Origin of the sequence: Rathayibacter oskolensis (assembly GCF_900177245.1) — a bacterium.
Lineage (GTDB): Bacteria > Actinomycetota > Actinomycetes > Actinomycetales > Microbacteriaceae > Rathayibacter > Rathayibacter oskolensis.
Window position 1 is genome coordinate 470,655 of the sequence record NZ_FXBM01000002.1, and the last position, 21,165, is coordinate 491,819.

The following is a 21,165-nucleotide window of genomic DNA, read 5'->3' on the forward strand; positions in this document are numbered from 1 at the left end:
GCTCGCCCTCAGCGGGCTGCATCAGCGCCGACCCCGTCGCCGAGATCGAGGACGGGACGATCGACCTCTTCCCCGAGTACACCGGCCCCCTCCTCACCTGCTGGGATCCGGAGACGACCGCCCGCTTCGAGGACGAGGTGGACCCGGCCCTCGAAGCCGCGACGCCCGACGGACTCCGCGTGCTCGACGCCTCCAGCGCGACCGACCAGGACACGGACGTCGTGACCCGGGAGTTCTCGGAGGAGTACGGGATCACCTCCGTCGCCGACCTCGCCTCCGCCCCTGCGCCGGTCACCCTGGGCGGCCCCGCCGAGGGCCGGATCCGGCCCATCGGCCCCGCCGGACCCGTCACGGTGCAGGCCCTCCAGGACGGGGTGATCGACCTGGCCGTGCTCTCCACCGCGTCACCGATCGTCGCCGACGACTCACTCGTGCAGCTGGAGGACCCCGCCGGTCTCCTGCTTACCTCCCACGTCGTCCCCGTCGCGAGTGACAGGATCGACGGGGCGCCGCGGCGGTGATCGATGCGATCAGCGCGGCACTCACCCCGGAGGGGCTCCTCGCCCTCAACACCCGCAGCGTCGACGGGCAGGCGTCGGCCTCGACCATCGCCGGCGACTGGCTCGCCGAGAACCCGATCACGATCGCCCTGTCCGACCTCAGCACAGAAGAGATGCCCGCCCGATGACACTGACGATCCTGCACGCCGAGCGCACGCCGGACACGATCTCCGGACCCGCCGTCGTCGTCCTCCTCCACGGCTACGGCTCGAACGAGCGCGACCTCCCCGGTCTCGCCTCCGCTCTCGGCGTCACCCTGCCCTGGGTGTCGCTCCGAGCGCCGATCGAACTCGGGAACGGGGGAGCCGCCAGGTTCACGATCACCACCCCCGGCGATCCCGACGCGGCTCCCGTCGTCGAGGCCACCGATGCGATCTGGGCCTGGATGGACTCCCACGTCGATCCGGACACGAGGATCGTGCCGATCGGGTTCTCCCAGGGCGGCCTGATGGCGAGTCAGCTGCTGCGGACCCGCCCCTCGCGGGTGCTTGCTCCGGTGATCCTCGGCGGGTTCGTCCTCGGCGCCGCTCAGCCGGGAGACGATCAGCTCGTCTTGGACCGGCCTGCGGTGTTCTGGGGGCGCGGTGCCGACGATCGCGTGATCACCGGCCCCGCGGTCGACCGCACCCGTGCGTTCCTCCCGGAGCACAGCACGCTCGTCGAGCGGGTCTACCCTGGCCTCGCCCACGGCATCGATGCCCGCGAGATCGCCGATGTCCGCGACTTCCTGTCCGCGGAGGTCGGCTCGACCGCCGTCTCGGCAGGATGAGCGGCGCACTCGACCTGCTCCTGGAGATATGCTCGCCCAGGTCGGCCTCGAGAACCTCGCCCGGCGCGACCCTCTGGCCCCGCGAGACCGCCGAGATCCGCCCCGCGCTCCGCGCCGGCCCCCACGCTCGTGCGTGAGCGGCGCCCCGGGGTCGGCGGTGGGGCCCGCGCGGACGAGACGGCCGTCACCGACGGTCTCCTGATCCCCGGGGGTCCCGGGTGGTCGGTCTTCGCCTGGACGCTCTTCCTCGCGGGCTTCGCCACCTTCGCGCTCCTGTTCGCGCCCCAGGCGTTCCTCTCGGCGCAGCTCGCGGTCGACGCCGACTCGGCCTCGATGACCGTGTCGTCGACCGCCCTCGGGGTCGCCGCCGGAGTCCTCGGCTGGGCCGCTGTGTCGAATCGCACCGGTCACCTGCGGGCCATCCGACTCTCCCTCCTCGTCGCCCTGCTCGTCGCGGTCGTCGTCCCCCTGCTCCCGGATCTGCAGAGCGTGATCGCCGTGCGGTTCGTGGAGGGCCTCGCCCTGGGTGCAGCACCTGCCGTCGGCATGGCAGCGATCGCGGAGCGGGTCGACGGCCGGTGGGTGGCGCACGTCGCGGGGACCTTCGTCGCCGGCAACACGCTCGGCGGGATCGTCGGCCGCCTCGCGTCCGGCGCGGTCGCGGACGTGGGAGGCTGGCGTCTCGCCTTCTGGGTCAGTGCGGGGACGGCGGCCGTGGCGATCGGCGCACTGCTCGTCCTGTCGCGTCGTCTCCCCGACCGCAGAGCGGTGCCGGCGCGTCACAGCGCCGCCCGTGCCGTGGGGGAGAACCTCCGTGATCCGGTCATGCTGGCGCTGTACCTGCAGGGATTCCTGCTCATGGGGGCCTTCGGCGCCGTCTACAACTTCTTCGGGTACCGGGTGCAGGAGCCGCCGTTCGGGTTGCCGGCGTGGATCGCCGGCGGCCTGTTCCTCGTCTACCTCACCGGATCCGTCGCAGCGCAGCGCTCGGGCGCCCTCGCCCGGAGGATCGGGACGGCCCGCGCGATGGTCGCCGGTATCGCCGCCATGCTCGTGTCGCTCCCGATGATGGCGTCGGACTCCCTTGCGGCGATGGTCGCAGGGCTCGTCCTCTTCACGATCGGCTGCTTCACCGCGCATCCCCTCGCGAGCGGGCTCTCGGGCCGCTCGGCTCGCATCGGCCGGCCTCAGAGCGCCGCCCTCTACCAGATCGCGTGGCTCGGAGGCACGAGCCTGTGCGGCTGGGCGGGCGGTCTCGCCTACGCCGCGGCGGGCTGGGCGACGACGCTCGGCCTGGTCGCGATCCTCTGCGCGGTCGCTGCGGTGGCCGCCGTCCTCGGCGGGACCGTGCTCGCCCGAGCTCGGCCGGACGCGGTACCGGAGGGATAAGGCCGCCGTCGGTCGGCATCGACGCGGGCCGGCTGCGCGCTCTGCTCATCAGATTCCGGAGACGGCGTCCGACCCTGAGGCGACATCTCGCAGGGCCGAGCAGAGGAACTCGAGCGTGCGGGGCACCTCCCGCGACCCGCCCGTTCATCGAGCAGCAGTTCACTCACGGTGTGACGAAGCGGGCCGCATCGAGGCCAGGTATGCCAGGGACTGCTCGCTCGGACTGCCCTTCGCCGGCGTCCCGACGAAGAGCTGCTGTCCTGGGGCGTCGCGCACATCGAAGGCTTGATAGGTGAGTTCGATAGTGCCTGCCTCAGGGTGCTCGAGCCTTTTCGTCGCACGGGTCAGTCCAGCGACGCCCTGCTCCCTCCAGAGAGTCCTGAATGCCGAGGATCGTTCTTCGAGTTCAGCAGCGACAGCGGTGATTCCGGGATCGCCAGGGATCAATCCCAGATTCAGGCGAAGAGCATGAACGATGGCCCGGGCCATGAGATCCCATTCGGGGTAGATCGTCTTCGCCAGTGGATGGGTGAAGTGGATCCTCGGCATGCTCGGCTCGCCTCCGAACGGGGAGAGAAGGGCGTCTGCGACCGGATTCGTCGCCAGGACGTCGAGGTCCGGGCCGAGCACGTAAGCGGCGGCGAGGGGGAAAGCGTCCAGCAGTGTGAGGAGTTCAGGATGCGCGACGTTTCGAGAGCTGTCGGGGGTGAGCTGCGGGTTGAGGCCGACGAGACGGTAGAGATGCGCACGGCTGTCGGAGGACAGGCGTAGGGCGCGCGAGAGGGCGTTCAGCATCTGAGGTGACGGGTTCCGTTCCCGGCCCTGTTCGAGGCGCGCGTAGTAGTCCGCACTCACGTCGGCCAGCACGGCGACCTCTTCGCGCCGAAGGCCTGTCACTCGTCGACCGTGACGCCCGCCAGCGAGGCCGACGTCTCCTGGGCTGAGCGCTGCTCGGCGACTGCGGAGAAAGTCGCCGACGTCGTCGGGTGCGCCGGTCACCCCGGCGGGACCATCTACTCGGGCTGGATCCGGCTTGTCGAGGTTCATCGCGGGGTGTCCTTGCTGGGTGGGTCTGCGAGCGTGAGATCGACGTCTCGGGTCTCGCGGACCACGAGCACGACGAGGAGGGAGATCGCCGCGACGGTGATGAGGTACAGCGAGATGGGGATGGTGCTGCCGGAGGTGGAGTAGAGCACGGTCGCGATGACCGGCGCGAGCGCACCGCCGAGAATGCCACCGAGGTTGTAGCCCACGGCGGAACCCGTGTAGCGGACCGGGGTGTCGAACAGCTCGCTCGTGAACGCTGCCAGTGGCGCGTAGACGATGCCGTAGGACGCCATGCCGCCGGTGAAGGCCAGGACCATGAGGCTGAAGTCGCCGGTGTCGAAGAGGGCGAAGAACGGGAAGGCCCACACGATCATCGCTACAGAGCCCGCAATCACGACCGGACGACGACCGATTCGGTCCGACAGCATCGCCGCTAGCGGAATGGTGATCGCGTTCGTCGCCACGCCGATGATGAGGGCCGCCAGGATCGACGTGCGATCGATGCTCCGCTCTGTCGAGCCGTAGCTCAGCGAGAACGTCGCGATCAGGTAGAACGTCGCGAACTGGCTGATGTTGACGCCGGCCACGATCGCGATCTCCCTGGGGTGGTGGCGCAGCACGTCGAACAGCGGCACGCGCCCACTGCGGGCGTCTCGGCCGTCGGCCCGGGCTCGAAGGTACACCGGCGACTCTTCGACGTGCTGGCGCACGTAGAGCCCCACCCCGACGAGAAGGATGCTGACCAAGAAGGGGACGCGCCACCCCCAGTCGAGGAACTGATCTGCCGGCAGATAACTACCCATCACGAGGAACAGCACGGACGATGCAACGAAACCCGCCACTGGTGCCGCGTTGTTCAATCCGGTGTAGAACCCTCGTTGATGGGCTGGAGCATGCTCGGCGAGCATCAGTACTCCGCCGGTGTACTCGCCGCCGTAGCCGAAACCCTGAGCGAAGCGCAGCACGGTGAGAATGATGGGCGCCGAGACCCCGATCGCCTCGTACGTGGGCAGCACTCCGATGAGGAAGGTGCTGATCCCCATCAGCAGCAGAGTGATCACGAGGGTCCGCTTTCGGCCCAGTCGATCGCCGATGTGCCCGAAGACGATCGCACCGAGCGGGCGTCCCACGAACGAGATCGCGAAGGTCGACAGCGATAAGAGCATCGCCGCAGCCGGCTCGGCCGCCGAGAAGAACAACTGCCCGAACACGAGCGCCGCTGCTGTGCCGTAGAGGTAGAGGTCGTAGGCCTCCAGTGCTGTGCCGACGACGCTGCCCGCGACGACACGGCGCAACTGACGTGCAGTGGCGGGGCGGGGGGTCATGGCTCCTCCGCGTGAACGCGGTCGATGCGCGCGAGAGACGTCACGAGGATCCACCGCAGGAGAGTCGCCTCCGATCGAGCCGAGGATGGTCCCGTCAAGCTGGACCCTGAACGTCGGTGATCGCAGTCGAGTGCGAGACGTCGTTCCACTCCGCTTGCTCGCGGGCGACGAGCGCCACCTTGGCGGCCACGGCTGCGAACGAGTCCGCACCGAGCTGGAGGCGTTCGGGCACCGTGTCGCGGTGCGCGAGATCGACGATGACGGCCGCGGCTCTCTCGGGGTCGCCGTCCTGCGCGTTATTGGTGTCGGCGGCCCAGCGACGAGTGGCACCCGCGGTGTCCGCGTAGTCGTGGATGGAGGATTCTGCTGCGACGAGACTGGAGCTGTCGAGGAAGTTCGTGCGGAAGGCACCCGGCTCCACCGCAACGACTCTCACCCCGAGTGGAGCGAGCTCCTTGCCGAGGCCCTCCGAGATCGCCTCGACGGCGAACTTCGTCGAGGCGTAGACGCCCCAGCCCGGACGTGACACGAAGCCGGCCACGGATGAGATGTTGATGATCGTGCCTGACCGCTGCTGCCGCAGCACAGGCAGGACGCCCCGGGTCACGGTCAGCAGCCCGAAGACGTTGACCTCGAACACGGCGCGCACCTCCGCGTCGCTCGCCTCCTCGATGGCGCCCAGCAGACCACGGCCGGCGTTGTTCACCAGCACGTCGATGCGCCCGAATCGCGCGGTGCCTCGATCGACCGCGACCGCGACGCTCGCGGCGTCCGTCACGTCGAGGGGGAGCGCGAGCAGAGCGTCGCCGGCGTTCGGGAATCGCTGGGTGATGGACTCGGGTCGGCGGGCGGTCGCGATGACGTGATCTCCCCTGGAGAGGGCTTCGCGGACGATCTCGATGCCGAAGCCGCGAGAGGCCCCGGTGATGAACCAGACGGACATGTTCTACTCCTCGGTCTGTGTGGATGAAGGAAAGGGGTGGCTACTGTCGCGACCCGTCGAGCAGCCAGCGAGTGACGGTCATGTCGATGAGCGCGAGCGGCCCGCCCAGCGCTCCCACCTCGCGGTCGAAGTTCGTGTACTTGCTGCGGAACATCGTCGCGACCTCGCCCTCGGGGTCGAACGGCGCGAGCACTGCCGTTCCTTCGGCGACGAGCGAGTGCGGGGTCGTCCCATCGATCGCCAACGACACTCGAGGTTCCCCGACGAGGTTGCGGGCCTTGCGGGAGCGCTCGGAGGTCGTGATCCAGAGGTGCTCGGCGTGGTGCAGGAACCACACAGGCACGAGGTGCGGCGATCCGTTCGGTCGAATCGAGGCGAACCATCCGTGCTCCTCGACAGCCAGCCGGGTCTCGCGGTCGGGCAGCTCGTGCGTATCAGGCTGTTCCGCCGTGATATCCGGCTTACCTGCGGTCATGGGGTTCCTCTCGGGTAGGTGTCCAGGCGAGTGGTGAGGTCCGGTCGGCGGGTCCGCGGAGCGGCTCACTGAACGTCCGTCCCCAGCAGCTCCTGGGTGATCTGGTGGAGCCTGCGCTGCATGTCGGCGTTCAGCGCCACACGGCTCGGAGATTCGACCTGTCGCTCGTCGAAGTAGCTGCCGGACGGCGCGGTCGTGGCGGCGGCCGCCAGCAGGTTGCGAGCACCCTCGGTCACGTCGCCGCCACCGACACCGAACATGGCGTGCAGCAGCCCCGTGGAGACGACACCCGGATGCACGCTCATCACTGTCTGCGGGATACGCGCGGCCAACCGAATCGAGTTGGTCACGACGGCCAGCTTCGATTGCGCATACGCCGCGATCGGGGAGTAGGAGCGGTGGTCGAAGGAGAGATCGTCGAGGTCCAGCGTCGCCGTCTGATGGGTAGCGGATGCCACGTTGACGATGCGGCCGTTCGTCGGCATGAGCGGGAGCAGGTCGTCGGTGAGCAGCGCTCCGGCGAGGTAGTTCACCCCGAAGGTGACCTCGACACCCCAGGCGCCCATCGTTCTGCGAGAGGCACCGGGGACTGCTGCGTTGTTGATCACCACATCGACGGTGTCGGTGACCTCACGTATCTGCTCCGCGAGGGAAGTGACGGCGCCGTCCTGCGTGAAGTCAGCGTTGAGGTAGTGGAGCGTTGCGCGATCGGCAGGAGGACCCTGCTGAAGTGCTCGGACGGCGCTGGGGAGAGCGCCGTCGCGCTCGGGGCCCTGAAGGAGGAGCGTGCCCCGGCGCTGCGCGAGAAGTCGCGCGGCTGCGAGTCCGATGCCGCTGGTCGCCCCGGTGAGAACGGTGGTGCTCGGCGGGGTCACGGCGCTTCGTCCAGGCGGGTCATGACGGGTTCGGCATAGCGGGCTCCGTAGGCGCGACCGATGGGGAAGTGGCGGCTCAGCCACCGGGTGACGTCGGCGTCTTGGATGCCGCGACTCGTCTCGAGGTTCTCCTCGAAGTTCGCGAGTCGCCGCGTGCCTGGAATGGTGATCACGTTGTGTGCGGCGAGCACCCAGCCGAGGGCGAGATCCGCCGGCGTCGTCCCGTGGCGTTTCGCAAGACGGAAGAGCGGTTCGACGGCGGCGATATTCCTCGCCAAGTGGCCCTCGTCGAACCGGGGGTATCGCCTGCGTCTGCCGTCGTCGGAGGGGACGTCCTCGGGGCGTCTGATGGCCCCGGAGAGCAGGCCTCGCCCCAGTGGACTGTACGCGACGAGCGTGATGCCGAGTTCGCGAGCGGTCGGCAGCAGTTCCACCTCTGCTGTGCGCTCGAGCAGCGAGTACTCGTGCTGCACGGCCGCGATGGGGTAGGTGGAGTGCGCCCGACGCAGGGTCTCTGTCGTCACTTCCGAGAGCCCGACAGCGCGGATGAGCCCCTCGCTCACGAGGTCGCCGAGCGCCCCGACCGTGTCTTGGATGGGGGTCGTCGGGTCGATCTGGTGCAGGTAGTAGATGTCGATGTAGTCGGTGCCGAGCCGCCGAAGGCTCTGATGGAGCGAGGCGCGCACGTGATGGGCGCTTCCCAGTCCGACACGGTCCATTCCGAACTTCGTCCCGATGACGACCTCGTGGCGTCTGCCCTTGACGGCGCGACCGACCGCGCGCTCGACGGTGCCGCCGCCGTAGTAGCTCGACGTGTCGACGAAGTCGACTCCCGCATCGAGAACCGTGCGCAGCAGATTCGCCGCGTCGTGCGAGTCGATCGGACCGTACACGCCTGACAGCGGCATGGTGCCGAACCCCAGTCTGCTGACCTCGAGGTCGCTCCGGCCGAGCGGGACGCGCTGGTCGTCCGTGAATCCACTCATGAGCCGGTCGCCGGGCCGGGTTCGTTCTGCGGGACCTCGCTGGAGGGCTGGGTGGTCGAGTCGGAACTCGTGTCGCGCAGCCGGCTGATGAGCGTCTGCGCGTCGTACGGACCGACGAGTCGGCGGCCGTTGAGGAAGAAGGTCGGTACGGCGGTGATGTCCATGGCCTCGGCGTCGAGCATGTCGTCACGCACCCGCGCCGACACGTCGGGGGAGCGAAGGTCGTTCTCGAACCGTTCCAGATCGAGGCCGAGCTCGCGGGCGTGCCGCATGATGTCGGTCGGCTGGAGGTGGTCCTGGTCGGTGAAGAGGCGCCGTCCGAACTCGAAGAATCGCCCTTGGAGCGCGGCGGCCTCCGTGGCTTCGGCGGCGGCCAGTGCGTTGGGGTGGAACGCGGTGAGCGGAGCGTGCCTCCACACGTAGCGGAGCTGGTCGCCGAGCTCGCGCCGCACCTCGTCGATGGAGCCCGAGGCGCGCAGGCAGAAGAAGCATTGGAAGTCGGCGTACTCGACGATGGTGAGCGGTGCATCCACGGGGCCGGAGATGTGATCGCGTTCCGGGTCGACTGCTCGCAGGAGGCTCGTCGTCGAGGTGGACGACGAGCGGGACGCGTCAGTGACCGTGAAGATGACGGCGCCCAAGGCGAGGGCGATGAGCGAGGCGGCGAAGACGCCGACACGCGCTTCGTTCTGCGCTCCCTCGTCGTCGATGGCGAGATCGGTGATGAAGAGAGAGATGGTGAAGCCAATACCGCAGAGTGCCGCCCCGCCGGCGATGCGGTTCAGGGTCAGACCCGGTCCGAACTCACCCATTTTGAACAGTCGGACCAAGGCGGCCGATCCCCAGACGCCGAGGAACTTGCCGACCACCAGCCCGGCGACGACTCCCCAGGTGAGGGGAGACCTGAGGGCGTCGAGGAGGATCTCGCCGGTGATCTGCACGCCGGCGTTCGCGAAGGCGAACAGAGGGAGGATGAGGTAGGCCACGTAGGGGGCGTACGCCGAGGTGAGGCGCTCGTTGATCGAGATCGACTCGCGCAGGCTGTTCGCCGCTGCTCGAGCGTATTCAGTGTTCGGCGATTGCCGGAACGTGTGGGTGAGTTCGACGGCCTGCTCGACATCGCGGCGGGTAGGTCGGTAGACCGGCACCAGCAGAGCGATGACGACCCCGGCGAGGGTGGGGTGCACCCCAGAGTCGAGGAACGCGAACCACACGACCGCGGAGAGCGCGACGTAGATCGGGCCTCGTCCGCGACGCAGGTAGCGGGTGAAGAAGATTCCGATGAGACCCAGGCCGGCCAGCACGAGCGGGAGCGGGCTGAAGCGGTCGGTGTAGACCAGGGCGATGATGCTGAGCGCGCCGATGTCGTCGACCACCGCGAGTGCGAGGAGGAAGACGCGGAGACGGCCGGGAGCCCTCGGGCCGATCAGCGCCAGGGCACCCACCACGAAGGCTGTATCGGTGGAGATCACGATGCCCCAGGCGTACACCTGGTCGCCCTGCACGTTGAAGAGGACGAAGATGACGGCGGGCAGGGCCAGGCCTGCGACAGCGGCGGCCACGGGCACGATCGCGCGGGACCAGTTCGTGAGCTCGCCGATCGCGAACTCCCGCCGCACCTCGAGACCCACAGTGAAGAAGAACAGCGCCATCAGCGCGTCGTTCACGATCGCGTGCAGGGTGAGGTCGAGGTACTGGCCGGCGAGCCCGACGCTCACCTCCGTCTCCCAGAAGTCGTGGTAGGTCGAGTACGAGATGTTCGCCCAGGCGATCGCCGCGGCAGTGGCGAGGAGAAGGAGAACAGCGCCCGTTCGGGCCTCGCCGGCGTTCGCGATGCGAGCCGCGATGGACGGCCGGCGCTCGCCGTGGTGAGGTAGCTCCGGGTCCGGGGAGCGTTCGACGACAGCCAGGTGGGTCACGCGGATCCGCCTGCTACCGAGCCGTTCAGAGGTGCTGAATGCTCTTCGGCCCAGTCCGCCGCGAAGTCGGCGACTTCTTCCCACCCTGTCTGCCCGACGATGCGGTGCGAGCGGCCGGGAAATTCTCTGTACTCCACGAGTGGCGCGCCCTCGGAGTAGCGCTTGAGAAGCGCTTTCTGCACGGCAGGCGGCGCGACGTGGTCGATCTCACCGGCGATGAGAAGCAGGGGAGCGCGGTCGGGCTTGAGGAAGTCGACCCGGGTGATGCCGTTCCTGGCCTGAGGGATAGCCAGTACGCCTTCGAAGAACAGCCGGTTGTAGGACGGGATGGCGGATTTCTCCCACTCCCGATCCGAGTCGGCTCGGCTGAGATCGTTACCGAACGCGTAGTGGAACTGCGACTTGCTGATCGGAGTCGCCGAGTTCCTCCGGAACGGATTCGTCAGTACCGCCGCTCCGGTGCGGAGGGTCGACCCCCGAAGAGTGAGTACGCCCGCGGTGTTGCCCGGTTCCACCGCGACACCCGCGACGCCGAGGCCGCGGTCGAGCAGCATCTGCGTGAAGATCCCGCCGAACGAATGGCCGATGATGATCGGCGCCTCCGGCAAGGCTCGGATCGTGCGGTCGAAGTGCTCCACGACCTCCAGCAGCCCGACCCCCTCGAGAGCACGGGGATCGGCGCGCACCTCTGCGGGGGTGCGGTCGCCGATCCCGGGCCAGGCCGGAGTGATGACCTCGTGCCCACGGGCGCGGAATCGCTCTGCCCAGCCGGCCCAGCTGGCCGGGGTCATCCAGAGGCCGTGAATGAAGACGACGGGCGGGGTGGCTGAGGGCATCGATCGTCCTTCGACGTGGGGTGGGAAGGTGAGGAGTGGCTGTCCGGCGGACGGACTACGCGAGGTCGGTCGACGCGGCCGTGACCTTCTGCCGGACGAGTTCGGCGCTCACCGCATCGACCTTCGCGCCCACCGCGGACAGGGTGTCGCTGCCGAGGAACAGGCGGGCGGGGAACTCGCCGCTGTCGACGGCGTCGACGATCGACTCGGCACCCTTGACCGGGTCACCCGGCTGCCGGTGATTCGCGCCGGCAGCCGTCTCTCGCACGTCGCCGACCGGTCCGCTCTCGTAGTCGGCGATCCCAGCCGAGACGGCAAGGCTCGTTCCATCGAGGAAATCGGTGCGGAAGTAGCCGGGCTCGACGATGCCGGCGGTGACCCCGAGAGGCGCGAGCTCATCGCGGAGCGCTTCGGTGTACCCCTCCAGCGCGAACTTCGTGGAGCAGTAAACACCGAAGCCGAGAGCGCTGGCGAAACCACCGACCGAGGAGATGTTCACCACGGTCCCGCTCGAGTTCTTCCGCATGACCGGGAGCACGGCGCGCATGATGGCGAGGGGCGCGAAGACGTTGACCTCGTAGATCGAGCGGATCTCCGACTCTGTCGCCTCTTCAACGGCGCCGAGCAGGCCGCGGCCCGCGTTGTTGATGAGCACGTCGATTCCACCGAACTGAGCGACGGCCGCGGCGACCGCGATGGTGATCTGGCCGGCGTCGGTGACGTCGAGCGCGATGGGCATGAGGTTGTCATCGGCCTCCGGGAAGCGGTCGAGCACCTGCTGCGCGTTGCGGGCCGTCGCAACGACCTGGTGGCCGCGGTCGAGGGCTGCTCGGGTGAGCTCCGCGCCGAAGCCTCGGGATGCTCCCGTGATGAACCAGATACTCATGGGATGTTCCTGACTGTCGTACCGAAGGGGATGCCTCGACTGGAGCCGCAGACGTGGATCGAGTCAACTGGGCCAGATCGCGTGGATGAGCCTTCTGCGTGGGCCTGCGCTGCCGGGGTCTGTCGGACCCTCTCAGGCCGCTTCCGGCGACGTGATGACGCACATAATGAGGTCTCATGATGGAGCGATCCGAACTCAGCGCCTTCCTTCAGGCGCAGCGGGCCCGCTTGCGCCCGGCCGACGTGGGCCTCGTGCCCGACGTCGTGCCCCGGCGGGTCCCTGGCCTGCGCCGCGAAGAGGTCGCTCATCTCGCGGGACTCAGCACCGACTACTACACCCGGTTGGAGCAGGGCCGGAAGGACTCCCCGTCCGACGCCGTGCTGAATGCCATCGCCCGCGCCCTCCTCCTCGACGAGACCGGTCGCCGGCACCTGCTCGACCTGGCTCGCCCGGCAGCACTCGCGGGCCCGGCGCGGGTGCTGCCTGTGCAGCGGGTGCGCGCCAGCACTCGCCAGCTGATGGAGTCCTGGAGTGACCAGCCGGCTCTTCTGCTGGGTCGGCGACTCGACGTGCTCGGAACCAACGCCCTCGGCCGCGCCCTGCTGTTCGACTTCGGCTCGCTCCCGGTCGGCGAGCGCAACTACCTGCGCTGGCTGATACTGCACCCTCGAGCGAGAACGCTCTACCGGGACTGGGAGACCGTCGCCTCCGAGATGGTGGCCGCTCTGCGACTGGACGCCGGCCGCCACCCCGACGACCGAGGCATCCTCGATCTCGTGGGGGAACTGGCGGTGCAGAGCGAGGAGTTCGCCACCTGGTGGGCTGACCAGCGTGTGACCGCCCATACCCATGGTGTGAAGCGGTTCCACCACGACGTCGTGGGCGACGTGGAGCTGAACTGGCAGGGACTGGCGCTCCCCGGCGACGAGGACCAGACGATCTACGTCTATCACGCTCCTCCCGGCTCGCCGGCTGCAGAGAAGCTTGGACTGCTCGGGAGCTGGGTAGGGGCCCACCCGCCGGAGCTTCACCGGGGCTCTTCGTCCAGTTCCGGGCCTGATGCGGCAGTCAACGAGCCGGGCTGACATCACGCGCCGTGGGCCGGTGAGACGCTCGGTGCGCCGCTGATTCGCTCGGACAGCTCGAACATGTTGCCCCAGGGGTCTCGGAAGAACGCCAGTCGAGCGCTGATGTCGTCGAGCTCGAACGGCTCGTTCACGACATCCACCCCGCGGCGACGGAGCTCGGCGAGAGTGTCGTCGACGCTCTCGACTGACAGGCACACGTGGTTGTAGCCGTTGACCACGAGGCTGGCGTCGACGTCGGCGTACTCGGCCTGGGGTGCGGCACCGGGCCCGGCGAGAATCTCGAGATGGAAGTCATCCTGATTCGGCGGGCTCACATAGGCCAGCGTGAGGTCGCCGTAGGGCCAGGTCTGCAGTACTCGCCAGTCGAGCTTGTCGACCCAGAACGACCTGGCGTCTTCGAAGTCGGGGTAGCGGATTCCGGTGTGGTGCCCACGCATCGACGCGAACGGCGACGACGGATCGGTGGCGGGATCAGCAGGGAGTGGCACGGGATGCTCCTTCGTCGGTGCAGTCGGTGATACGGGTTCGGTTCGTCCGTGACCACACCGTAGGAGTTCGCGATCCCGGCCGTCACTGGACCCGGCGACAGGTCTCACCCGAGACTTTCGTACCCAGCTACGAAACGCAGGATGAGGCAGGCGAAGATGGATGACGTGCGCGAATCGAGAGACACCCTTCTGGCGGGGCTCGCGGAGACCTCGTCGACGATCACGAAGACCGTGATCGGCAGGCTCTACGACAACATGCCGTCGTACCGGGTCGTGCCGCGCGAGCAGCTGTCGGAGTCGATCGGGCAGATCATCGCACTCGTCACGGAGGTGGTGCGCTCGGGCACAGTCCCCGCCCCGGACGAGATCGTGCAGGCGCGGACGTCCGCGGCAGCCCGGTCCCGACAAGACGTGCCCGTGCAGGACATCATGCGAGCCTTCCGATTCACGATCGGCGGCATCCATGAGGAGCTGCACCGACTGGTAGCCGCCCAGGACCTGCCGGCCACCGAGATGGTGCTCGTCACTGACGTCCTCTGGCGGTTCAGCGATGCATACACCGCGAGTCAGATCGCCGCGTTCCAGACGGCCGTGGTCGACCGTGCTCTGAACCGGGCTCGCCACTCCCAGCAGTTCCTCCGAGACCTCGCCGACGGCGTCGATGATCACGCCGCACTGCAGCGTTCGGCGCGGGAGCTCGGTCTCCGCATCGACGTGACGCACGCCGCGGTGAGGGCGCGCTCGCGCGACGGCGACGAAGCCGACCGGCTTCGTCGAGAACTGGAACAGGACGCCCGCCGACGCGGCGGCTCGGCTCTGTTCGCCGTCGTGGGCAACGAGCTGCTCGGCGTCACAGACATCCGGCCCGCGTTGCTGGATGCATCGCACCTCGTCGCGGTCGGCGAGCATGTCGGTCTGCTCGATGCCGCGGCATCCTTCCGGTCGGCTGAGATCGCTCGCGCGGCAGCGAGTCTCGTGAACACGACGGGGGTGGTCGCAGCTGCGGAACTCAGCTGGCGGTTGGCCGCCGTGCACGCGGGCCAGGCGAACGTCATCCTCGCCGACCGCTACCTGGAGCCCCTTCGGAGCCAGGGCACGTTCGGGCAGATGATCGAGGACACGCTCCGCGCCTACCTCGCCGCCGACCGCAGTATCCCCCGAGCAGCCCGCAGCATCCCCGTGCACGCGAACACCCTGCGCTACCGTCTCCGGCGGTTCGAGGAGTTGACGGGACAGTCGCTCGACTCGACGACGACCATCGTCGAGCTGAGCTGGGCGCTGGAGATCACGGCGCGGATGGCGGCCGGAGGGGCTGCGACGACACAGCCCGCACGACCCCGCTGACCACGCCACGGGCGTCTTCAGCCGACGCGTTCACCCACACCGTGCCGAAGCGGTCGGAGATGCCGCCGTCCGATGACGTGACGGCGACGCTGTAACCGACTCGCCACGGGTGCTCGGGGCCTGAGTTCCACGGCAGGCCGGAGGGGTCCGGATGGTGCTCGCTCCTCTCGACGAACGCCCAGACGGCGTCCTCGAGGCCCGTGCCGAGCGGACCGACGAGGATCCGGTCGCCTCGCACGACCGGGGACGTCATCCGTCGGCTGCGGCTGGCCCGGTCGGCGTGACGATCGCCGATGCTGCGACGGGTCCGTTGCCGGCGGAGGACGCGGCGGCCTCGGCTGCGGCGCTGACGTCTCGGCCGGCGCGGGCGGCTCGGCCCGTAAGCTTCCACCACGCCATTCGGAGCGCACGGGGGCCGGGCGGGAAGACGCCGAGCTGTTCGAGCATGCCGAGGTCGTCGCGAAGGGCGTCGTGGTGCACGATCATCCCTCCGGAGAGCGACACGAGGTGGATCTGCTCGACGTCGATCGGGCGGCCGGTCGGCGGGATCACCTGGGCGAGCCCCCCGCTGTCGTAGCGCACGAACGGTCCGGTGTGGGTGCCGCGCATGCGCAGTCTCAGCCAGACCTGGTCGTTCGACGCGGACGAGCTCTGCACGGAGAAGCTCAGGTCGGGAAAGGCTGAACGCAGCCAGGCGCTCGAGGCGAGAACACCTCGATGACCGGCCGTTCGGCAGACGAGTGGAGAGTTCGACGCGGTGGGATTGCTGAAGTCGTCAGCGATCACCTCGCGGGCGAGCTCAGCGCTCCCCGACTCGAGCACTCGGAAGAGTGCGCCGGCGGCGTCGGTGATGGTCGTAGTGGTCATGGGTGTCCTCTCATATCGACTGCACACTCTATGCACTGAATATGAGAGGAGTCTGATACCGGCGCGGTGATCAGCGCAGCAGCATGGACTGGGCTCGACGAAGCAGCCAACGCTCCGCCTCGGCCCACGATTTGCGGAGGTCGCGGGTGGTCGTCGTCCAGGCGTCCACGCCGAAGCAGAACCAGAGGATCTCGCCGGCTTCGCGGCTTGTCATCGACGGGATCAGAGCATCGATGTCCATCAGATGACCTGCGGCGACGTCGAGCAGCTCGGCGTACCGTCGGATGAGCGATGCGCGGATCTCGAGTGCCTCGGGCATGCTCGCTGTCGATCTCGCGAGCTCGAAGATCGCCTGGCTCCTCTCGTTGCCCTCACGCGTTCCCTTCGCGAGCGCGGCGAGAACGGCCGACGGGTTGTTCAGCTCCTTCACGCGGTCGATGACCTCTTCGCCCCCGGAAGACGATTCCGCTCGGGCGATGACCGCGGCCAGGAGCTCCGGCTTTCCGCCGGCGCTCGAGTACACCGTGCGCAGAGAGACGCCCGCGTGAGCAGCGATCTCGGCCACAGTGACGGTCGCGTAGCCCTTCGTGCTGAACAACTCGAGAGCCGCATCGAGGATCGCTGCTCTCGTGCCGGCCGCATCCTCTCGTCGTCTGCTCGAGTCGTAGGGGCGCCTCTGTTCCGCCGTCATGCGGCAAGGCTAGCGATGCATGCTCACGACGCTGAGGGAGGCGGCGGGAGCAGTTCGAACTCCGTCGCACCTGAGCTGACGCCGTTCACGTGGAGCTCGACCGCGTGAGCCCCCGGGTGGTACCGGCGGGTGGTCAGTGCTCGGAACGAGTGCGTGCGGTCCACGTGAGCCTCTTCGCCGGGAGCGAGGAGGAGTGTCGTCAGCTTGAAGGTCTTGCCTGTGCGTGTTCCGTTCGCCTTCACGTGGTGCACCGTGTAGTCCACCGACAGCCGCGCAGGCTCGCTGCCCACGTTTCGGATGCTCGCGCGGAATCGCAGCTCGCCCCCGAACTCGACAGCCTCTGTGTCCACGACGGGGGCGCTCGTCTCGAGGTTCGCGGGTGAGAAGCCGAGCAGCTCCAGGGCTCCCGGATGCCCGCGTTTGACGAGGGTGCGGAGCCCTCGGTTCACCACGCGAAGAGTGTTCTCGTCCGGTGTGGACAGCCACCTCCTCGCCGTTCCGACCACGAGATCCGCAGCGTCCCGGCTCACATCGTTGAGGTGATTCGCGACCGAGCGGCGCACGTACTCACTGTCGTCGCGATAGAGGCGGTCGAGGATCGGGACGGTGATCCCGGGGCTGCGGGTGATCTCCGGGACGCGGACAGACCAGGGCAGGTAGGGGCGGGTTCCCTCGGTGGCCAGACGTCGCACGTCCACATCGGGCGAGACCGTCCACGTCTCGGTGATCACGCGAAGGGCTCGATCGAGGTCGTGCTGCAGGAGTGCGCGGACAGCGAACTCCGACGTGAGCAGCCCGGTGAGCTCGGCGAGGAGCGCAAGGGCGTCCTCGAACGCCGCGGAACCTCCGTCCGCCGCGCGTCCTTCTGCGGCACTGCCCTCCGCCAGGGCCTTCTCGGCCACTGCACTGGTGACCGGCCAGACGGCCCAACCGCGAATCCCCCCGAGGTCGCGAGCCGCGCGGATCGTCGTCGCGAAGGAGACGTAGTCACCCGGCAGGCCATCGAGAAGTGCGTCGCGCAGCAGGTCGGCTCTGGCGCGAAGCGCCAGGGGGCCCAGCAGATCGGCGCACGTCGCAAGACGCTCGAGATCGGCAGTCGGCGCCGCCGCCCGAATGGCGGCGTGAAGAGAACGAGCGGTCTGCACGCCGATCAACTCGTCAGCGAAGGGCATCCGGACACTCCTTTCCGAGACGACGGACATCAGAAGGTGAGCATGACTTTCACGGCTTTTCGTTCGTCCATCGCCGCATATCCTTCGGCGCTCTCCTCGATGGGAAGAGTCAGATCGTAGACCTGACCAGGATCGATCTCACCAGTCCAGATCAAGTCGATGAGCAGTGGAAGATATCGGCGAACGGGTGCCGGACCTCCGTGAAGATGAACACCGGAGAGGAAGACTTCCCTTCCGGGCAGAGACACATCGTGGGGCAGCCCGACGTAGCCGATGCAGCCGCCTGGCCGCGTAGACCGGATGGCCTGCAGCATCGATTCCGACGTCCCGACGGCTTCGATGGTCGAGTGGACTCCGAGGCCTCCGGTGAGACGCTTCACCTCGGCAACCGCAGCGTCGCCCCGCACCTCAACGATGTCCGTAGCGCCGAACTTCATCGCCATGGCCTGACGCGCGGGATTGCGCGACATGACGAGGATGCGTGTCGCGCCCCTCTGCTTCGCCGACATGACGGCCAGCAGACCGACGGCACCATCTCCTACGACAGCCACGGAGGTCTCGGGACCGACCTGCGCCGCGTCTGCCGCGAACCAGGCGGTTCCCAAGACATCCGACGCGGCGAGAAGCGAGGGAATCAGCGCCGGGTCCGGAGTGGTCGGAGTTCGCACCAGCGTGCCGTCTGCCAGCGGGATCCGCACGAACTCGGCTTGCGCCCCGAAGGCCGCCGGCTCCCGCCGCACGCAGTGGACGGGATACCCGGAGCGGCACAGCTCGCAGGTTCCATCGGAGGACATGAACGACCCCACAACGAAGTCGCCACGCCTGAGCTTCGTCACCCCGGAGCCGACCTCACTGATGACCCCCGCGTACTCATGCCCCATCCGAGTGCCACGGACATCATCGATGCCACGGAAACTCCACAGGTCGGATCCGCAGATACTGGCCGCCGAGAGCTTCACGATGGCGTCCGTCGGGTCGACGACCCTGGGTACCGGGCACTGCGCTACCTGAATGTCCCGCGGGCCGTTCAGGAACACCGATCGCATGGTCTCCTGCTTCATGACGCCAGCGTATGGCCGCCTCTCGTTCGCATCCGGGGTGCGTCGTACCTAGGAAGTCGAGCCGAGTCGCCACCACCGGCTGTCGAATCTCGCCGATGTCTCGGCGAGTCCGTCGCCCGTCAGCACCACGAGTCCTGGATCGGTGGCCGGTACTCGGCGCTCACCCGGCCGGTTCCCGCAGACCGGCGGGAGAACCGGTGCCGGCCACCGGCGTCAGGGGTAGAGCCCGGCTCGGAAGGTGAAGCTCACGAGCTGCGCCCGGTCTCTCGCTCCGACCTTGGTCATCGCTCGGACAGCGTGCGTCTTGACGGTGAAGGGCGAGACCGAGATCTGAGCGGCGATCTGCAGTGCGAACGAGAAGCGCCGCCGCCGCTCGCCCCGCCGCGGTCGCCGAGACGATTGCCGTGACTCACGGAGCCGTCACCACCACCCTGGCGCGCGCGATGTTGTCGAGACGCGCGTGCGGATCCTCCGCCCGTCCCTCCGTCTGCGCGGTGACGCGGGCCGAGAGCAGATAGGTGCCGGGTGCGCCGAAGGTGCACTCGTGTCGCAGGCTGATCGCGGCGGCGGGAGTCACGGACTCGGTCGTCGTGAACCGGCCCGCGCCGGTCAGGTCGGTCGCGACGGAGACCACGACCCCGTGTCCGGTCGTCGCCCGAGCGGTCACCCGCACCGCGACCGCCTGCCCGACCATCACCTGCGTCGACTCGGCGCCGTCGACGGTCAGCGACACGATCGGCTGCACACCGCCGCGCGCGGGATCGTCGGTGTCGACGACGACCTGCCCGTCGATCACCTCGTAGATCGTGGTGGCGCTCGGCTCGACGCCCTCCTCGACCCAGGCGCTGAGCTGGCGCAGTGCGGCCTGCAGGGCGCCGACGTAGCTGACGGTGCGCGTCTCGTGCTCCTGCACTCCGCTCTCGTCACCGTGCAGCGCATTGTCGGTGTACCAGAGGCGGAAGCGGTCGTCGATGCCGTCGCCGACGAACTCGGCGACCCGGGAGCGGTACCAGTCGGCCTGCCACGGGAACGCCTCGCGGTCCAGGAGCGAGGCGACGACGATCATCCGTCCGCTGATGCGCCCGGTGGGAACGGTGCCCGAGGCGCCTTGCGCGAAGAGGGGCCCGAGCAGCATCGGGCGCTGGGGGTGGGTCGGCGCGCCTGCCGCGTCGCGGAACTGGTCCCAGACGCGGTAGTCCGCCGAGGGCACCTGGTGCCGGTGATAGGTCTGGGCCGCGAGGAAACTCGAGTTGTCGAGGGTCACCTCGTCGCCGACGGCGAGCCCGACGTCGCCCTGGCCCGGCTCGAGGAGCACCTCGTCGCCGTCGACCCCGGCGACGCGCAGTACGCGACCGGCCGACGCGCCGGAGCGGACGGCGAGCTCGGCTCCCAGGGTCCAGCCGGCGGGAGTCGCGGCGAGGCGCACACCGATCACCGTGCCCGCACCGGAGGCGGTCGCCTTGTACGACTCGTCGACGCCCCCGGTGATCGCGGTCTCCGCCGCCGCCGTGAGCAGCTCGACAACCGTCGTCGCGAGCCTCACGCGATCGCGGTGCACGGAGGCGTCGGGCTCGCTCCCGAGGTACCCCGGCTGGTTCCAGAAGTCATCGGCGTAGGAGGGATCGGCCGCCATGATCCCGGGGTACAGCACGCTGAACGCGTGCATGCCCATCGTCTCCCAGCCGAACCACGAACGCGGCGGGAAGCCCATTCGGGTGACCTCGTCGAGGGCGGCGCGCTGCTCCGGAGTGAGCTCGAGCGCCGAGGGGTCGCCGCCCGCGTCGTAGGCGTCGACGATCCTCGGGAAAGCGTCACGCAGGATCCGCTGGGCGTGCATCCGGACCGCGAACACGTTCGGGATCGCCATCGGGCTGCCGATCACGTACGGCACGAAGCCGTCCCAGACGCCCTCGGTGCTCTCGGAGGCGCCGATGGTCCGGTACCCGCCGCCGCTGCCGCCGTAGAGGTAGCCGAAGATCCGCTGCTCGCCGAAGACGACCGTTGCGAGGCGGCGCGAGAGTCGCGCCACTGCCGCGTTGGCGCGGTAGGCGCCGATCGTCGGGTCCACGCCCGACATCGGGCCGCCGGACGCGGCCGGTCCGCCTCCGTTGGTCTCGACGTAGTAGCCGCCGCTCGCGAGGGTGAAGGGGATCGGGTTCTCGTCGTCGAAGCGCTCCTGGGCGAGGTTCTCGCTCTGGGGCACCGGGGTGACGTGCTGGAAGAACCGGCCTGCGAACTGCTCCGGAGCGGGGAGGTAGAGCGAGAAGCGGGTGTCTCCGTCGTGGAAGCCGCCGTGCAGATAGCGGTGGCGGACGGGTTGGTCGCGCCACTCGTCGAGGTCGACGTAGGGCCGGGCGAAGGCGTCGTCGACGGGGTCGGGGTCGAGAGGCGTGTCGACGAGCGAGTGGGCGGCGAGCGAGGAGGTGTGCGTCATCGGATGTCCT

At 68.7% G+C, this 21,165-nt stretch carries 22 protein-coding genes; 6 read left to right on the forward strand and 16 right to left on the reverse strand.

Going from position 1 to position 21,165, the window contains the following annotated elements; genetic code table 11:
- The first annotated feature begins 44 nt into the window (after positions 1-44).
- From B9Y99_RS11325 to B9Y99_RS11335, 4 genes are all read left to right on the forward strand, one after another.
- Positions 45-521: a glycine betaine ABC transporter substrate-binding protein gene (locus B9Y99_RS11325; RefSeq protein ID WP_280158582.1), complete on the forward strand. Its 477-nt coding sequence runs from the start codon at positions 45-47 to the stop codon at positions 519-521.
- Positions 518-688, forward strand: coding sequence for a hypothetical protein (locus B9Y99_RS18795; protein WP_165759600.1), 171 nt, complete (start codon positions 518-520; stop codon positions 686-688). Before B9Y99_RS11325 ends, B9Y99_RS18795 begins: the two co-directional genes overlap by 4 nt.
- A complete protein-coding gene (locus B9Y99_RS11330) occupies positions 685-1,329 on the forward strand; it encodes an alpha/beta hydrolase (protein WP_085476712.1) in 645 nt (214 codons plus the stop codon). The genes B9Y99_RS18795 and B9Y99_RS11330 overlap by 4 nt, the downstream gene beginning before the upstream one ends.
- A gap of 129 nt (positions 1,330-1,458) precedes the next feature.
- Positions 1,459-2,718 (forward strand): MFS transporter, encoded by a 1,260-nt coding sequence (locus B9Y99_RS11335; protein WP_085476713.1) that lies wholly within the window; start codon positions 1,459-1,461, stop codon positions 2,716-2,718.
- A 159-nt stretch (positions 2,719-2,877) separates the two neighbouring features.
- Here B9Y99_RS11335 and B9Y99_RS11340 read toward each other — a convergent pair whose 3' ends face one another.
- The 9 genes from B9Y99_RS11340 to B9Y99_RS11380 all read right to left on the reverse strand — a co-directional run bounded on the left by B9Y99_RS11340 (position 2,878) and on the right by B9Y99_RS11380 (position 12,010).
- Positions 2,878-3,765, reverse strand: a complete 888-nt coding sequence (locus B9Y99_RS11340; RefSeq protein WP_085476714.1) for a helix-turn-helix transcriptional regulator — start codon at positions 3,763-3,765, stop codon at positions 2,878-2,880.
- Positions 3,762-5,090 carry an MFS transporter gene (locus B9Y99_RS11345; RefSeq protein ID WP_085476715.1) on the reverse strand — a complete coding sequence of 443 codons (1,329 nt, stop codon included), beginning with the start codon at positions 5,088-5,090 and terminating at the stop codon, positions 3,762-3,764. The genes B9Y99_RS11340 and B9Y99_RS11345 overlap by 4 nt, the downstream gene beginning before the upstream one ends.
- Before the next feature lie 94 nt (positions 5,091-5,184).
- On the reverse strand, positions 5,185-6,033 hold the full coding sequence (locus tag B9Y99_RS11350) for an oxidoreductase (protein ID WP_085476716.1): 849 nt from the start codon (positions 6,031-6,033) through the stop codon (positions 5,185-5,187).
- A gap of 40 nt (positions 6,034-6,073) precedes the next feature.
- Entirely contained in the window at positions 6,074-6,508 is a 435-nt protein-coding gene (locus tag B9Y99_RS11355) for a pyridoxamine 5'-phosphate oxidase family protein (protein ID WP_085476717.1), read from the reverse strand.
- 65 nt (positions 6,509-6,573) lie between these two features.
- Positions 6,574-7,383 carry an SDR family NAD(P)-dependent oxidoreductase gene (locus B9Y99_RS11360; RefSeq protein ID WP_085476718.1) on the reverse strand — a complete coding sequence of 270 codons (810 nt, stop codon included), beginning with the start codon at positions 7,381-7,383 and terminating at the stop codon, positions 6,574-6,576.
- Positions 7,380-8,369 (reverse strand): aldo/keto reductase, encoded by a 990-nt coding sequence (locus B9Y99_RS11365; protein ID WP_085476719.1) that lies wholly within the window; start codon positions 8,367-8,369, stop codon positions 7,380-7,382. The genes B9Y99_RS11360 and B9Y99_RS11365 overlap by 4 nt, the downstream gene beginning before the upstream one ends.
- Positions 8,366-10,288: a Na+/H+ antiporter NhaA gene (nhaA, locus tag B9Y99_RS11370; RefSeq protein WP_085476720.1), complete on the reverse strand. Its 1,923-nt coding sequence runs from the start codon at positions 10,286-10,288 to the stop codon at positions 8,366-8,368. Before nhaA ends, B9Y99_RS11365 begins: the two co-directional genes overlap by 4 nt.
- Complete coding sequence (locus B9Y99_RS11375; protein ID WP_085476721.1) at positions 10,285-11,124, reverse strand: alpha/beta hydrolase; 840 nt, start codon at positions 11,122-11,124, stop codon at positions 10,285-10,287. Before B9Y99_RS11375 ends, nhaA begins: the two co-directional genes overlap by 4 nt.
- Positions 11,125-11,179: 55 nt before the next feature.
- Positions 11,180-12,010 carry an SDR family NAD(P)-dependent oxidoreductase gene (locus B9Y99_RS11380; RefSeq protein ID WP_085476722.1) on the reverse strand — a complete coding sequence of 277 codons (831 nt, stop codon included), beginning with the start codon at positions 12,008-12,010 and terminating at the stop codon, positions 11,180-11,182.
- Positions 12,011-12,186: 176 nt separating this feature from the next.
- Here B9Y99_RS11380 and B9Y99_RS11385 point away from each other — a divergent pair, with 176 nt between their 5' ends.
- Positions 12,187-13,095, forward strand: coding sequence for a helix-turn-helix domain-containing protein (locus tag B9Y99_RS11385; RefSeq protein ID WP_085476723.1), 909 nt, complete (start codon positions 12,187-12,189; stop codon positions 13,093-13,095).
- Positions 13,096-13,097: 2 nt separating this feature from the next.
- On the opposite strand, the gene B9Y99_RS11390 is transcribed toward B9Y99_RS11385, so the two are convergent.
- A complete protein-coding gene (locus B9Y99_RS11390) occupies positions 13,098-13,586 on the reverse strand; it encodes a VOC family protein (protein WP_208856940.1) in 489 nt (162 codons plus the stop codon).
- 165 nt (positions 13,587-13,751) lie between these two features.
- On the opposite strand from B9Y99_RS11390, the gene B9Y99_RS11395 reads away from it, so the two are divergent.
- Positions 13,752-14,930: a PucR family transcriptional regulator gene (locus B9Y99_RS11395; protein ID WP_165759601.1), complete on the forward strand. Its 1,179-nt coding sequence runs from the start codon at positions 13,752-13,754 to the stop codon at positions 14,928-14,930.
- A gap of 249 nt (positions 14,931-15,179) precedes the next feature.
- Here B9Y99_RS11395 and B9Y99_RS11400 read toward each other — a convergent pair whose 3' ends face one another.
- The 6 genes from B9Y99_RS11400 to B9Y99_RS11425 all read right to left on the reverse strand — a co-directional run bounded on the left by B9Y99_RS11400 (position 15,180) and on the right by B9Y99_RS11425 (position 21,155).
- Complete coding sequence (locus tag B9Y99_RS11400) at positions 15,180-15,797, reverse strand: ester cyclase (RefSeq protein ID WP_085476725.1); 618 nt, start codon at positions 15,795-15,797, stop codon at positions 15,180-15,182.
- A gap of 70 nt (positions 15,798-15,867) precedes the next feature.
- Positions 15,868-16,488 carry a TetR/AcrR family transcriptional regulator gene (locus B9Y99_RS11405; protein WP_085476726.1) on the reverse strand — a complete coding sequence of 207 codons (621 nt, stop codon included), beginning with the start codon at positions 16,486-16,488 and terminating at the stop codon, positions 15,868-15,870.
- A 23-nt stretch (positions 16,489-16,511) separates the two neighbouring features.
- The gene (locus B9Y99_RS11410; protein WP_085476727.1) at positions 16,512-17,660 is read right to left on the reverse strand and encodes a DNA alkylation repair protein; all 1,149 of its coding nucleotides are present in this window, start codon (positions 17,658-17,660) and stop codon (positions 16,512-16,514) included.
- Between the two features lie 29 nt (positions 17,661-17,689).
- Positions 17,690-18,706 carry a zinc-binding dehydrogenase gene (locus B9Y99_RS11415; protein WP_085477367.1) on the reverse strand — a complete coding sequence of 339 codons (1,017 nt, stop codon included), beginning with the start codon at positions 18,704-18,706 and terminating at the stop codon, positions 17,690-17,692.
- A gap of 228 nt (positions 18,707-18,934) precedes the next feature.
- Complete coding sequence (locus B9Y99_RS19455; protein WP_208856975.1) at positions 18,935-19,069, reverse strand: LuxR C-terminal-related transcriptional regulator; 135 nt, start codon at positions 19,067-19,069, stop codon at positions 18,935-18,937.
- 61 nt (positions 19,070-19,130) lie between these two features.
- Complete coding sequence (locus tag B9Y99_RS11425) at positions 19,131-21,155, reverse strand: alpha/beta hydrolase domain-containing protein (RefSeq protein WP_085476728.1); 2,025 nt, start codon at positions 21,153-21,155, stop codon at positions 19,131-19,133.
- Positions 21,156-21,165: the final 10 nt, after the last annotated feature.

Bases quoted from the DNA above. Each gene is read 5' to 3' on its own strand.
- B9Y99_RS11340 (WP_085476714.1), bottom strand. From the start codon at position 3,765: ATGAACCTCGACAAGCCGGATCCAGCCCGAGTAGATGGTCCCGCCGGG.
- B9Y99_RS11355 (WP_085476717.1), bottom strand. From the start codon at position 6,508: ATGACCGCAGGTAAGCCGGATATCACGGCGGAACAGCCTGATACGCAC.
- B9Y99_RS11380 (WP_085476722.1), bottom strand. From the start codon at position 12,010: ATGAGTATCTGGTTCATCACGGGAGCATCCCGAGGCTTCGGCGCGGAG.
- B9Y99_RS11345 (WP_085476715.1), bottom strand. From the start codon at position 5,090: ATGACCCCCCGCCCCGCCACTGCACGTCAGTTGCGCCGTGTCGTCGCG.
- B9Y99_RS11385 (WP_085476723.1), top strand. From the start codon at position 12,187: ATGATGGAGCGATCCGAACTCAGCGCCTTCCTTCAGGCGCAGCGGGCC.
- B9Y99_RS11330 (WP_085476712.1), top strand. From the start codon at position 685: ATGACACTGACGATCCTGCACGCCGAGCGCACGCCGGACACGATCTCC.
- B9Y99_RS11350 (WP_085476716.1), bottom strand. From the start codon at position 6,033: ATGTCCGTCTGGTTCATCACCGGGGCCTCTCGCGGCTTCGGCATCGAG.
- B9Y99_RS11365 (WP_085476719.1), bottom strand. From the start codon at position 8,369: ATGAGTGGATTCACGGACGACCAGCGCGTCCCGCTCGGCCGGAGCGAC.
- B9Y99_RS11405 (WP_085476726.1), bottom strand. From the start codon at position 16,488: ATGACGGCGGAACAGAGGCGCCCCTACGACTCGAGCAGACGACGAGAG.
- B9Y99_RS11425 (WP_085476728.1), bottom strand. From the start codon at position 21,155: ATGACGCACACCTCCTCGCTCGCCGCCCACTCGCTCGTCGACACGCCT.
- B9Y99_RS11375 (WP_085476721.1), bottom strand. From the start codon at position 11,124: ATGCCCTCAGCCACCCCGCCCGTCGTCTTCATTCACGGCCTCTGGATG.
- B9Y99_RS11415 (WP_085477367.1), bottom strand. From the start codon at position 18,706: ATGCGATCGGTGTTCCTGAACGGCCCGCGGGACATTCAGGTAGCGCAG.
- B9Y99_RS11400 (WP_085476725.1), bottom strand. From the start codon at position 15,797: ATGACCACTACGACCATCACCGACGCCGCCGGCGCACTCTTCCGAGTG.
- B9Y99_RS11410 (WP_085476727.1), bottom strand. From the start codon at position 17,660: ATGCCCTTCGCTGACGAGTTGATCGGCGTGCAGACCGCTCGTTCTCTT.